The sequence below is a fragment of the Bacillus sp. FSL K6-0069 genome (assembly GCF_038007785.1).
Taxonomy (GTDB): domain Bacteria; phylum Bacillota; class Bacilli; order Bacillales; family Bacillaceae_G; genus Bacillus_A; species Bacillus_A mobilis.
Map to the genome: position 1 here is coordinate 2,849,639 of NZ_JBBOXN010000001.1, position 13,343 is coordinate 2,862,981.

Annotated in this window: 11 protein-coding genes; 4 read left to right on the forward strand and 7 right to left on the reverse strand. The window is 34.6% G+C overall.

The window, feature by feature from the left end:
• Nucleotides 1-6: 6 nt before the first annotated feature.
• Nucleotides 7-324 carry a PadR family transcriptional regulator gene (locus MHB74_RS14615; protein WP_061676899.1) on the reverse strand — a complete coding sequence of 106 codons (318 nt, stop codon included), beginning with the start codon at nt 322-324 and terminating at the stop codon, nt 7-9.
• A 204-nt stretch (nt 325-528) separates the two neighbouring features.
• On the opposite strand from MHB74_RS14615, the gene MHB74_RS14620 reads away from it, so the two are divergent.
• The 3 genes from MHB74_RS14620 to MHB74_RS14630 are packed head-to-tail and all read left to right on the forward strand — an operon-like array spanning nt 529 to nt 3,702.
• On the forward strand, nt 529-1,458 hold the full coding sequence (locus MHB74_RS14620) for an AAA family ATPase (RefSeq protein ID WP_061676900.1): 930 nt from the start codon (nt 529-531) through the stop codon (nt 1,456-1,458).
• The gene (locus MHB74_RS14625; protein WP_061676901.1) at nt 1,455-2,621 is read left to right on the forward strand and encodes a DUF58 domain-containing protein; all 1,167 of its coding nucleotides are present in this window, start codon (nt 1,455-1,457) and stop codon (nt 2,619-2,621) included. Before MHB74_RS14620 ends, MHB74_RS14625 begins: the two co-directional genes overlap by 4 nt.
• Nucleotides 2,593-3,702, forward strand: a complete 1,110-nt coding sequence (locus tag MHB74_RS14630) for a DUF4018 domain-containing protein (RefSeq protein WP_061676902.1) — start codon at nt 2,593-2,595, stop codon at nt 3,700-3,702. The genes MHB74_RS14625 and MHB74_RS14630 overlap by 29 nt, the downstream gene beginning before the upstream one ends.
• 56 nt (nt 3,703-3,758) lie before the next feature.
• Here the strand turns inward: MHB74_RS14630 and MHB74_RS14635 are convergent, their stop codons facing one another.
• Both MHB74_RS14635 and MHB74_RS14640 read right to left on the reverse strand, forming a co-directional pair.
• A complete protein-coding gene (locus MHB74_RS14635; RefSeq protein ID WP_061676903.1) occupies nt 3,759-5,216 on the reverse strand; it encodes an MFS transporter in 1,458 nt (485 codons plus the stop codon).
• Between the two features lie 303 nt (nt 5,217-5,519).
• Complete coding sequence (locus MHB74_RS14640) at nt 5,520-6,734, reverse strand: aspartate aminotransferase family protein (RefSeq protein ID WP_061676904.1); 1,215 nt, start codon at nt 6,732-6,734, stop codon at nt 5,520-5,522.
• 264 nt (nt 6,735-6,998) lie between these two features.
• Here MHB74_RS14640 and MHB74_RS14645 point away from each other — a divergent pair, with 264 nt between their 5' ends.
• Nucleotides 6,999-8,378, forward strand: a complete 1,380-nt coding sequence (locus MHB74_RS14645; RefSeq protein ID WP_061676905.1) for a catalase — start codon at nt 6,999-7,001, stop codon at nt 8,376-8,378.
• Nucleotides 8,379-8,501: 123 nt separating this feature from the next.
• On the opposite strand, the gene MHB74_RS14650 is transcribed toward MHB74_RS14645, so the two are convergent.
• The 4 genes from MHB74_RS14650 to MHB74_RS14665 all read right to left on the reverse strand — a co-directional run bounded on the left by MHB74_RS14650 (nt 8,502) and on the right by MHB74_RS14665 (nt 13,088).
• Nucleotides 8,502-9,029, reverse strand: coding sequence for a hypothetical protein (locus MHB74_RS14650; protein ID WP_000723234.1), 528 nt, complete (start codon nt 9,027-9,029; stop codon nt 8,502-8,504).
• A 112-nt stretch (nt 9,030-9,141) separates the two neighbouring features.
• Complete coding sequence (locus MHB74_RS14655; RefSeq protein ID WP_061676906.1) at nt 9,142-10,896, reverse strand: adenine deaminase C-terminal domain-containing protein; 1,755 nt, start codon at nt 10,894-10,896, stop codon at nt 9,142-9,144.
• Between the two features lie 286 nt (nt 10,897-11,182).
• Nucleotides 11,183-12,349 carry a serine hydrolase domain-containing protein gene (locus tag MHB74_RS14660; RefSeq protein ID WP_000710680.1) on the reverse strand — a complete coding sequence of 389 codons (1,167 nt, stop codon included), beginning with the start codon at nt 12,347-12,349 and terminating at the stop codon, nt 11,183-11,185.
• Nucleotides 12,350-12,581: 232 nt separating this feature from the next.
• Nucleotides 12,582-13,088, reverse strand: a complete 507-nt coding sequence (locus MHB74_RS14665; protein WP_061676907.1) for a DUF3902 family protein — start codon at nt 13,086-13,088, stop codon at nt 12,582-12,584.
• Nucleotides 13,089-13,343: the final 255 nt, after the last annotated feature.

Genomic DNA, 13,343 nt, shown 5'->3' on the forward strand with positions numbered 1-13,343 from the left:
TTCCATTCACTCCCCTAATATACTATTCCCATTTTTAACCGAACGCTGTAATCTGTTGTACTCTAGCTCCAACACTTCTCTCCCAAACGGAGTTAATTCATAGCACTTTTTTCTATCTGTAGAAGCCACTTCAACTATTAACTTCTCTTTTAGTAACTTTGTCGTATTCCCGTATAAAGTACCTGGACCGAGCTTTACTTCCCCATTTGTCATTTCTTCTACCATTTGCATAATTCCGTATCCGTGCATTGGTTTCACAAGTGATAACAATATGTAATATGTCGCCTCTGTTAACGGAATATATTTTTTCGCTTTCGCATTCATTATAACCACCTCCGATACATCGCTTTCTGATATATCGACTAACGATATATCTTATATCGATATTGTATAACTACATTCCAAAATATGCAAGTATAATTTAATAACTGGATATTTATTTCTTTGAATTGAAAAATCATATCAATTTTCTGAATAATTTGTTAAAATATAGAAATATCCGTTTTTATTTTGAAAGGAATGATACATATGATAAATAAATTGAAAGAAAACATAGGATCAGTTTTTGTCGGTAAAGAAAATGTTATTGATTTATTACTCGTTTCATTGCTTGCTGATGGACACGTACTGCTTGAGGATGTGCCTGGTACGGGGAAAACGTTACTTGCGAAAACACTTTCTAAAAGTATAGGTGGTAAGTTTTCTCGCGTTCAATTTACACCGGATGTACTTCCGAGTGATGTAACAGGTATTGAATATTTTAATCTGAAAACGAGCGAATTCGAGTTAAGACTTGGACCAGTTATGACCAATATTTTGCTTGCAGATGAAATTAACCGCGCTATGCCTAGAACACAGTCTAGTTTATTAGAATCGATGGAAGAACGACAAGTAACGCTCGAAAAACAATCTACTCCTCTTCCAAAACCGTTCTTTGTCATTGCGACGCAAAATCCAATTGAATCACAAGGAACGTTTCCTCTTCCAGATGCACAGCTTGATCGTTTTCTAATGACCATTTCAATTGGGTATCCATCTCCAGAGGATGAACTACAAATGATGCGACGTTTTCGTAGCGATGTACCGTTAGACAGCGTCAAATCTGTTATTTCTTTAGAAGACATTTTAGAATCACAAAAACGAGTAAAAGAAATTTTTGTATCAGAACCGTTAGAACATTACATTATTAAACTTGCTCATGCTACAAGAAATCATGATTACATCGCTAATGGTGTAAGTCCACGTGCCACACTTGCTTTAGTGCGCGCAGTACAGGCGTTAGCCTTTTTACGCGGCAGAGAATATTGTACGCCTGAAGATATACAATTTTTAGTTCCTTCTATTTGGAATCACCGTATCGTCTTATCAATGGAAGGTGCATTACGTACGACAAAAAATGAAATTATTCAAAGGATTTTAAAAGAAGTTGACGTACCAGTGGAGATTGAGCAAACATGAATGGACAGCGCGTTGTAACGGTACCGTTATTTTTCCAACTTCATATTATTCAATTAACTGTCCCAGGCGCTATACTATTTACATTTTTTATGCCGCATCGAATTATTATGTTTCTCTTTTTCTTCTATTATTTATTTGCGATTTTCATTTATAAATATGTCGCTTATATAGAGAAAAGGTTTCAAGTAATAAACGAGAAACAAATAACTCGGTTATTCCCTAATGAATCTGGACAGTTTTTTATTCATTTCAAAAATGGTGCAAATATACCACTCGTTAACGGTGTTTGTTATTTTCATTTAAATCCGTCCCTACTACCACAAAAAGATCAAGGAATTGAACAAATATCAAAAACACTATTCTCTTTCCCGTTTTCACAACCTGCTCATTCGGCGCAAAAATGGGATTTAACATTAACCGCAACGAAGCGTGGTGTATTTCAAATTGAACAATTCGAATGCGTTTTGAAAGATCCTTTTCATCTTTTAACTGTACATTTACCCATTTTTGATAAATTACGGACTGAAATTATTGTGTACCCTTCTCCAAAAGAAGTGGCAGGTTTGCAAGAACTTCAGCAACTTTTAACGGGATCTTATCGAACGAATTTTTCTTTTTACAATGATGAAACATCTATTATCGGCGTTAAACGATATGAACGTGAGTCTTTCCGTTCTATTCATTGGAAAGCATCTGCTAAAATGCAGGCATTACAGGCAAAGCAATATGAACCTGTAAAAAATTATAGTTGGACGATCTGTCTTTCTTTAGCTGCTGATCGCGGATTTGGTTGGAAGGATAATATAGAAGACCTTATATCATTTGCAACATACATTTGCCAATACGCAACGAAGCATCAAATACCATTTGAATTATTTATAAGTGTATTAGCTGAAGGTGGTCCTCTGCATTTACCATTAAACGCAGGGCAAACACATTACGGAATATCTTTAGAGGAATTAGCGCGTATTTCAGATGATAGTACGTTACTTCCAAAACAAGGATTCCTTCACTACGTAGAGAGAAAAAGGGAACGTTCGTCTACAATGATATATATTGGTTTACAAAGAAATGAACTCCCTCTTCTCTCTCAGCCTACGTTTCTCATAAATAACGAAGGGATGGTGGAACAGCTTGAAAACTTGGTTATATCACGTTCATGACTTTATTCTGCTCCTCCTCCTTTCGTTATTAACAGAAAGGGATGAACTTGTTTCTATTGCTATATTTTTAGTAACAGGCTATATGGGTGTATTTCTAATTCATACATTTATGAAGAAAAGAACAATAGGATTTGTCATACTGTTAATTACTCAAATAATCGGTTGCTCAATCTTTCTCCCTTTCTCTCTATTTGGCACAATTATGTTACCGCTTTTCTTCTTTATCGTACATGTAGTCGGTCCTGGATATCCAGTTCAAAAGTCATTAGGTGGTATAGTATGTTTCGTCTTTTCAGCTATATTTTATGCACCTTTTCCCCCATTATGGAAGTTGTTACTATTAGTCTTACACATTATGATTGCATTTTGGTTAACAGGTTCCAATCGTAATCAACAGTTATTACGTTTTACTTCTATTATTACAATTGGAACATTTAGCGCTTTACTTATTCTAGTATTTCCTTATGTACGTCTTATTTTTTCTTATATTGTCCAAGTAGTTGCATTAGGATTCGGATATGCGATCAATCCGTTATTTTCAGCAGCTGAATCAAAAGAGACAGACGATTTTTGGTCGAATAAAGGAAATCTAAAAGACCCTCAAATTAAGGAGGAATTTGGACAGCGTGATTTTGATCCAACTCTCATAAATAGCATTACAATTATAGTATGTACAACTATTGCTATTTACGTCGTTTGGAAAATAATAAAAAGACGAAAACAATTTAGTTTACCAAATATGCCTGCCTTCGAATCTACTATTATCACTGATAAAGAAGGAATGAGCCAAAAACGTTTGAAACGAAACAAACCGCCACATAACGAAATTAGAAAAGAGATTTTTAAGCTTGAAAGTAAGTTAACTCCCCCTTTAAATAGAAATCGAGGAGAAACTATTGAGGCATGGTTAGATAGAATAAATAGTGAAGAAGATGTAAATATTGAGAGTCATATTATTATAGATGCTTATAATACAGTGCGTTATTCTAATGGTGAGAATATGATGCTACTTCAGGAATTTAAGGAAGAGGTTCATAAGCTATATGTGTATCAGAAAAGTTTGAAGAAAAGAAAGAAATAACATAACAAAAAGACTCCTATTTCCATAGGAGTCTTTCTATACTTCTACGTTACTTTTTAAATTGAAGCGTTTTTCCCTGCTTCAATTTCTAATGACTCTTCATGCCACCAAAGTGTTTCTTCAGGATCTTCTTTAGCAATTTGGTGTGCTTCTTTTTTCGATTCTACTGTAGGATATGAACCTTTTAGCGCACGTCCTGATGTTGTAACGAATAGTACACTAAACACGACTAATCCAATAATACTTACACCTGTTAAATAAAATGCCGGTGCAAGCGGGTTACCGGTTGCATGAACTAAGTATGAACATACGAGCGGCGTTGTACCACCGAATATCGATACAGAAATATTAAATGAGATCGAAAGCGCTCGATAACGTACATCAGTGAAAAATAGTGATGGTAATAATGAAGGTAATGTTCCTTCATATACGCTTAGGAAGAATCCTAAAATGAAAATACCTGCAAATATAGCTGCAATATGTCCGTTACCTATTAGTAAAAATGCTGGAATTGCAAATACTGTTAAACCGAGTAAACCAATTTGCACGACGCGTTTATTACCAATTTTATCACTTAATTTACCGAAATATAGTGCTAGTGGAATCATAAGTGCCATCGTAATAGAAATAATTAATAAGCCAGTTGTTTCTTTGACTTTAAGTACTTGAGTTAGATAAGAAGGAATATACGAAAGAATCATATAGTTCGTAATATTAAAGAAGGCGACAATTACTGTGCTTAATAAGAAGTCTTTTTTGTGATATTTTAATATATCCATAAATGAAAATTGTTCGTTGTCTTCAGATTCCTCTTGTGCTTTTTCCATCTCTTCAAAGATGGGAGATTCATCTAAATGACGGCGTAAATATAAACCGACCAAACCAATTGGTGCAGCTATTAAGAAAGGAATACGCCAGCCCCAGCTGAGCATTTGTTCATCTGTTAACAATAACGTCAAAATGGTAACAATTACCGATGCAGCAATGTAACCTGAGAGTGTTCCAATTTCAAGACCACTACCGAGTATACCACGCTTTTTATCTGGAGAAGATTCTGCGATATAAACCATTGCACCTGAATATTCGCCGCCTGTAGAGAAGCCTTGAATCATTCGGGCAACTAAAAGTAGTATTGGTGCCCATACACCAATTTGTTCATAGGTTGGTAGTAATGCGATGAATAATGTAGAAAGTGCCATTAAAATAATAGTAGTACTTAACACGATTTTTCGGCCGTACTTATCTCCTATTCTACCAAAGAATACACCTCCGATTGGTCGAACGAGAAAAGCTGCTGCAAATGTACCGAATGTAAGTACAAGTTGCAATCCACTATTATCAACACCTGAGAAGAATAATTGACTTAAGATAACCGCTAAATACGCGTATAATCCGAAGTCAAACCACTCCATTGCATTCCCTATACCAGTAGCAATTACTGCTTTCCTGGCTTGTTTAGGATTGACAATATTAACGTCTTGAGGTTCAAAATTTAAATCATTATTTTGTTGCATATAATAAAACAGCTCCTTATTTAATTTAACTTCTTTAAGCACACCTTCTCTTATTGAATAAAATTAATTCGAAGCACTTAAGGAAAATTAATGTCTCCTTATCTGTTATTATTGTTTCACATAATTAATTATTTGTCCAATGAGATGCTCCCTAGGTTAAGTAATTTGTTAAAAATAAAAAGCTGAAGAAGGCGCTATATGAGTACCTTTTTCAGCTTTTTATTTTAATTTGTAAATTTATTTTTTTCACCCTTATTTTCTTCCTATTTGAATAGAAAAAAAGGTACTTTTTCATTAAAGTTTTTAAACACTTGTAGCTGCTAAACTATGCATACAAGAGATAAACTCCTTAACAAATACATCAATTTCTTCTTTAGTAATTATATATGGAGGAAGTAAACGAATGATGTTCCCTTGTGTAACATCAACTAATATCCCATTCTCCATTAGCTCTACCTGTAATTTCTTCACATTTTCATTCGTATCATTTAAACTAATTCCAAACATCATGCCAGCATGACGTACTTCCCCAATATAATACGCATTTTCTTTCTGAATTTCTTGCAATTTATCATTTAAATATAGTGACGTTTCATACGCTTCTTGCATTAAACCATCGTCAATCAATGTGTTTAATACTGTTAGCCCTAAAGCCGTTCCCATAGATGAATGAGCGAATGTTGTGCCGTGATCTCCTGGTGCAAATACATCACATAACTTTTCACCTACAATAATTCCACCTAGCGGTATCCCGCCCCCTGCCCCTTTACCAATTTGAATAATATCTGGTGTAATATTAAAATTTTGATAAGCAAATAGTTTACCAGTTCTCCCCATACCACTTTGTACTTCATCAACGATAAGTAGTACATTATATTTCTCACATAAGTTTTGAACACCATGTAAATATTCACCTGATAAAGGATAAATACCCCCGCTTCCTAAAACCGGCTCTAGCATAATCGCAATTGGATTTTCTTTAACAATTATTTCTTCTAATTGCTCTATATTCTCGCGCTCTACTTCATATACCGGAATCGATGTTTTAGGGAAATTTTGATATACATTTTCTTGTCTCGTAAAATGAAGTGCTCCTAATGTTCGCCCGTGGAAACTATTTTTCAGCACTACAATTCCTTCACGCTCTTCACCCATATTAGCTCTATATTTATCAATTAATTTCAACGTTGTTTCTGTTGCTTCCGTACCTGAGTTTGTAAAAAAGACCTTTCCGTTTTTTAAAGAGCAATCAACTAATTTCTTTGCATATTCAATCGCAATTGGGTTTAAAAAATGAAACGGCAGATGCAACGATTTTGTAACTTGCTCCATTGTCGTTTGCACGATTTTCGGGTGATTGTATCCTAATACGTTCACTCCAACACCAGAAAATAAATCTACATACTCTTTACCATCCACATCATAAAGCTTGCACCCTTCTCCTCTTTCTATTGCAACCTTCGTACGACAATACGTAGGCATCATATATTCTTTATCTAATTGAAACCAATCCGACATTTTAAATTCCTCCTAGTTATTTTCCCTGTTTATTTATGTTCATTCTCTATAAAGTCATGTTTAAATTCATTTTTAAGATTGTAATTTTAATCGTAATTTTCTTCTCGATATTCATTTTTCCATAATTTCTTCTATTTCAACAGGTCCACTACATACGCGTTTTTTTCATCTAGCGGTCTGTTACTACTTTGCATGTCATACATAATCAAGGCTATGAAATCATATTTAGTAACAAAGGACAAAAAAGATTTGGAGGCTATATCGATGGATGAAAACTATGATAAACAGGGGCAATCTTTACTAGGGAATGACTTTAATGAAGATAGTGAACGTAATGAACAAGCTACACTTCACTCTCAAACAGTTGGTTCGCGTGGACCTGTTCTAGAGCAAGATAGTGTACTTCACGAGACGTTACAAGAATTTATTCACGAAAAAATTTTAGAAAGACCTGTTCATGTAAAAGGATTTGGTGCGTTCGGTTATTTTCAAACGATCTATCCCATGTCTGAACATACTACACTAAGCTTTCTACAAAATTCTAATGAGAAAGTTCCTGTTATGGTGCGATTTTCATTAGCTGTTAGTACGAAAGGCACACCTGATACTTCTAGAAATGTACGCGGTTTTTCCACAAAGTTCTATACGAAAGAAGGTATTTTCGATCTTTTATGTAATCACATTCCTGTCTTTTCTGTTCGTGATCCGATGCGCTTCCCAGAAACGATTCAAGCGTTGTTACCTTCACCTATAAATAACTTACTAGACCCGAATAGATTTTGGAGCTTTGTCGCTAGAGCACCTGAATCCATTCATTTCGTTGTCCATTTATACTCTGATGCTGGTACGGCCAAAAGTCTGCGCCACATCCCAGGACATAGTGTAAATACATATGTTTGGAGAAATGCAGAAGGTAACCGAAAGTATGTAAAGTATCATTGGTACCCATTTGAAGGTGTACAATTCATTACTAATGAGGAAGCGAATACACTGGCTGCTGAAAACCCTGATTATAGCGGGAAAGATTTATATGATGCAATTGCAAATGGTAAACCAGTGGAATACGGATTATATGTCCAGCTCATGGATCCGAAAGATGAAGGACATCTTTCTTATGACCCTTTAGATGATACAAAAGTATGGGATGAAAAGTCGTATCCTCTTATACCAGTAGGCAAAATGGTGTTAAATAAAAATCCTGAAAATTATATGGAACAAGTAGAAAAAGTCGCCTTCTCTCCTTCTAATTTACTAGACGGTGCAGAACTATCAGATGATAAAATGCTGCAAGGACGCGCTAACATTTATAGCGATTCTCAAAGAAGAAGAATTGGACCTGAATTCCGCAAATTAACGATTAACCAACAACGAAATTGGACACCTGCTAATCAAATAACGAGCGGCGATGGAAGATACGTTGAAGGTAAACTTGAAAGAACATCTATATCGAAACAGGATGACTTTACGCAGCCTGGTGAATTTTATGCGAACTTAAAACCGATAGAAAAAGAACATCTTGCTGAAAATTTAGCTGGTGATTTGAAAGTTATCTCTGCTGATATTAGAAAGGTTGTTTTGGGGTATTTTCATAAAGTGTCTGCTGATTTGGTGAAGGGGATTGAAAGTGCGATGCAAAAGCTTTAAGTATATAAAAAAACGTCATTTTAAAAATAAAAAATGGCGTTTTTTTATGGCAAAATCACTAGGAATTTCTACCACTTAATTTACAATTATTAACAAATCTTCCTCACTTAAAATTCCGTTATTTCATTTTAGATTATGGTACTCATTTCTCTTTTTCATATAATCTTTTTCACATTGTAACGGCTTGAATTTAACTTTTTTCCCTTTCTTCTTTTTCGTTTTTATAACGAGCCATTCCCCTTTTTCAACATCTAGTTTTAGGCGTTTCATTACATTGATATTATCTTTTTCTTTATAAAGTAAAAATGCTTCTTGTGCCCTCACGAATAAGCTAGGCTGCTCGCTAAATCCACCACTATCATAAATTTTAGTTAGCGAATTATAATAAGAATCATTTTCTTTTCCGCCATATATCAAATAGGCCGCATCCAGGTCTCTTTTACTTACTTCCAAAAAACTATGTTCATCAATTTTTAAATTAAATGTGGATTTAATATCACTTATTATATTCTTCACATGCTTGTCATCTCGAATTTTCCTTTTTTCAAGACAATCAGAAGATAGCTCTGGTGCATCTGTTTGAGAATGTACAACTTGTTGAATAGATACACATAATATAAATACAGTTAAAATATACAATATTTTTTTCATACTTATGTTTCACCTCAAGTAATTTAGATACTATATTATTTGAGGCTTACAATATTCTTATGCTAACAATGTGAAAGGCCCTATAAATTGGACTTTTATAGAGCCTTTCATATTAACATTGCTTTATTAAATTTACCGGTGAGTCCAGTACCTTACTATTTTTCACATCATATAGTCCTATAGGTGTTATCCGTATAAAAGGCAAGTGCGTCGCAGAAAAGAACAAAATGGTAAATGCCGGATCGTCATACGCGTAACCACGCTCTTGTAGTAATTTCACCATCTGTTTCTCTTCCTGTATTAATTCATTCATTTTCAAATTAGACATAATCCCAAGCAATGGTAATGCGATTTCGTGTAATACTTCATTCTTTTCAGCTATTACCATTCCCCCGCCAAGCTCTTTTACTCTATGAAAAGCTGTAAGCATCTCTTCTTTATTCTTCCCAATAAGAATGATGTCACCGGTACCAGAATAAGAGCTAGCAAGCCCACCAAGTTCTTTTGCAAAACCTTTCACAACTGTATTCACTCGCCACGCACCGTCACGAGCAATCATCATTAGAAAACACTCATCATGATCTAGTGAAAGTTCATCACGGTTTAAATCAATTTCAGTCGTGTATGTTTTTGTTATAACATTATTCAATAATTGTATACCCATTTTATGCGGGAAAATCATATCTTCTTTTTCTATGGACCAGTCTAATAATAATGGAGTTACTTTGAATTTACTCCAGTCTATTTGTACTGATTCATTTTTATTTACTCCGTCGCGCTTCACCCATTTCCCCTTTGCAATTACACTTATTGGAACCGGGTTTTCTTTACTTTCTAAAATATTTATATTAGCAATTCTACCTGTCGCAATTGAACCATGTAGATGCTCCATATTATAATAACGGGCGATATTATAGCTTGCCATATGATAAGCATCTATAACTGGCACTCCTTGTTTTATCGCGGTAGATATCATTACGTTTGTCATTCCATTTTCATAAAATGAAGGATGTGAGCCGTCTGTAGTAAGAATGAATCTATCAAACTGTTTTACTCCTAGTTCCAACAATTCTTTCAATAACACTTCTAAATCTGGGCGGATTGAAGAATTTCTTAAGGAAACCGTGTAACCTTGCATAAGACGAGCGAAAGCTTCCTGCCCTGTCATCGCCTCATGATCACAATCTGTACCTAACAGTTTTAACTTTGCTAAAGTCGTTTCAGATGCACCTGGAAAATGTCCTTCTACTTTTTTATGTAATCGTTTCGTTTCCTGCACCCAATGTAACATTTCATCATCGCCATGTAATAACTTTGGCCACGCTGTTAGCTCACCGCCTTGAAGAACTGCTTTATGCTTTAGCCACTCTATTATTTCTTCACGATTAAATAAAGATTCCCCGTTTTGCAATTCAGTCTGTCCATCAAAACGACACCACCAATACATACTTGCTGAAATCTTTTCAAATTCATCTAATAAACGAAATGCTTCTTCACGTTGTAATGTGAAAAATAAAGTTAAATTATCATTAATAAAAGTCGCCGTCCCAAACTGCATCGCATAATTTGCTAACGTTTCAGGATTATATAATTGATATGGATGTGCATGTGGTTCTATGTAGCCAGGAACTACATACTTTTCATCACAATCAATGACTTCGCATTCTTGTAGTTGCGCTGGTAGTTTTTCTCCTACATAAATAATGCGATCATCATAGATCCAAATATTTGCTTGTACCCACTCGCGCATATAGGAATTTAAATACGTTGCATTCTTCAATAAAATGTGCGGACTTCTTTTACCATCTATTACTTCAACATGTTCTCTTAATTGCTTGTTACTCCATCTAAACTGATTTTCTCCCAATGAATTTCACTCCACATCAATTTACTTTTATTTATTAAAATAAAAACAATTAACTAACTAAAGTATTCTCCATTCATAACTCCCCTGTATAACCCCTCTACCCTTTATTATATGGAACAATTACAAAAATAACAATTTTCAAAATTCAAAACATACTTCTTTGATTCTCAATAAAAAAGGATGTCGTGTAACTGACATCCTTTTTTATTGTTGAATTACTCTTGATGTTCTACTATGAATGTTAATACTGTCCTTTAAAGCAGGATTCCATTCACATTCTTTCCATCTATTTCTGAAATTCAACTTGCATCATTTTATCAAACTGTGTAAGAATATCAACCGGACCTAAAGAATTAACATTGACAGCAAATGTATGCTTGCCTCCCATTACTCCGCCTGCAAAAGTCATAAACCCAGGAATTGATCCTCCGTGACCCCATACTGAGACACCATTTGGAAGTTTAGTCTCATAGATTCCAAGACCATATCCATCACCAACCCCTTTTCCTTCTACAGGAACTGTAGTAAGCATTTCTTTTAGCTCGCGTTCCTTCAATAACTTACCACCGAGTAAAGATGAAAAGAACTTATTTAAATCGTCTGCATCTGAAATCATATCTCCCGCTGAATTAGCTAAACTCGGATTATAATACGTCATGTCTTTCAATTCACTTGTTTCGTCAATTTTCATATACCCTCGAGCATGATTCTTACCTGGAATAACGGGTGAATTCCCTGGTAAAAACGTATTTGATAGATCCAAAGGTTCAATAATGCGCTTTTCGATTTCTTCTGCGTAACTATTACCCGTTATTTTTTCAATAAGCATTCCTAGTATTACGTATCCTGTGTTTGAATACGACCAACCTTTACCTGGCGAAAAATCTGGGGGTAGAGCAAGTCCTATCTTTACTATTTCTTCTGCTGTATACGTTTTTTTCGAATTCATAATATCAGCGTCTTTTGACTTTAAATAATTAGCTATACCACTCGTATGATTCAAAAGTTGACGTATCGTAATTTGATTGCCATCATAACCATTTCCTTGAATGAGGCCGGGCAGCCACTTTTCAATCGAATCGTCAAGCTGCACACGATTTTCTCCTACTAATTGAAGAACAGTCGTAGCAGTAAAAGTCTTCGTCACACTTCCAATCCGAAAACGATAATCCGATTTCATTGGTTTCTTACTATTTAAATCCGCCAAACCAGCATTATAACTACTAATTTTCCCGTTATTATACGTCTTAGCTAATACCCCTGGCGCTCCAATTTGGATTGTTTCCTGCATGACTTGTTTCCAACCATTCCGATTCTTTTGGTCATGTGCTTCTGATGAATTAGAAATATTTTGAATAGACTCTGCTTTCACAGTAAAACCGGGTGTGAATAAAGTAGTACCCGCTAATAAAACTGCCAAACTCGCTAACTTAATGGAATAACATTTTTTCATAAGGCTTTCTCTCCTCTATTCATATCGTATTGATTCAAGCTATACTTTCATCCTAAATGATAAAACTCTCTTTTTTCTTATCCATTCCTTACGAAATACTTACTTTCAAAATTAGACGCCCAGATGAGAAAAAGTAATGTATGAAAATAAAAAAAGAACGTGTTTTCAATTTATGAAAACTCGTTCTTTTACATATTTAAAACCCTATATCAACTTTTTAGTTCATTTACTTTTACCATCCTGCACTAGCGTTCATGCCATTCCCGATAATAGTAAGTATTAATGGCCACAGCACTGGTGCTAACGTAAGAAATAGATTAAGCAGTATAAGTATTCTATATCTCCCAGGAATATTATAATTTTTACGATTAACAAATAATACAAAAACTAATAATATTATGGTCGTTACAAATAAAAGTAACACTAACAACCAATACCAAACCATTAAACTGAGACTCCATGGCTGTAATAGCTCGTGTATAATACCAAAGGTGATTCCCAATACTGCAAAACTAAAGGTAGTAACTGTTGCTTTAATAAACAATTTACTCCATTTTTTATCGTATGTATACTTACAATATAAATCTATTAACGTGTATAAAGATAAAAAGGCCATGAATACACCTACCCAAGACAATAACCAGTCTCCGCCTCCTCTAACTAACATAAACAGAAACCAACACATCCCTGCTGCAGAAAAAATAAAGGAAAGGAGTATGTTTTTCAATACAGGTTTCATTCTATTTTCACATCCTTATAAAAATTTAAAAATACATTATAATTTTTTATTTACATGCTACCCGTAATCAATTCATCTCTTTTTCATTCTATACTGATGAAGCGAAGATAAACTCATAAAAAATGTAACGAGCAATACTCTACTAAGGCAACTTTTTTCCATTGGTAGAGATATAAAGTGAAACTTTCATCAGCCCTCACCAATCGGACTTTTATGGGCAGTTGCCCCCCACCTAGCTTCTTTGCTTTCGCTGCA

Coding starts and splice junctions, on each gene's coding strand:
- MHB74_RS14615 (WP_061676899.1), bottom strand. CDS start 324: ATGAATGCGAAAGCGAAAAAATATATTCCGTTAACAGAGGCGACATAT.
- MHB74_RS14620 (WP_061676900.1), top strand. CDS start 529: ATGATAAATAAATTGAAAGAAAACATAGGATCAGTTTTTGTCGGTAAA.
- MHB74_RS14625 (WP_061676901.1), top strand. CDS start 1,455: ATGAATGGACAGCGCGTTGTAACGGTACCGTTATTTTTCCAACTTCAT.
- MHB74_RS14635 (WP_061676903.1), bottom strand. CDS start 5,216: ATGCAACAAAATAATGATTTAAATTTTGAACCTCAAGACGTTAATATT.
- MHB74_RS14640 (WP_061676904.1), bottom strand. CDS start 6,734: ATGTCGGATTGGTTTCAATTAGATAAAGAATATATGATGCCTACGTAT.
- MHB74_RS14645 (WP_061676905.1), top strand. CDS start 6,999: ATGGATGAAAACTATGATAAACAGGGGCAATCTTTACTAGGGAATGAC.
- MHB74_RS14650 (WP_000723234.1), bottom strand. CDS start 9,029: ATGAAAAAAATATTGTATATTTTAACTGTATTTATATTATGTGTATCT.
- MHB74_RS14660 (WP_000710680.1), bottom strand. CDS start 12,349: ATGAAAAAATGTTATTCCATTAAGTTAGCGAGTTTGGCAGTTTTATTA.
- MHB74_RS14665 (WP_061676907.1), bottom strand. CDS start 13,088: ATGAAACCTGTATTGAAAAACATACTCCTTTCCTTTATTTTTTCTGCA.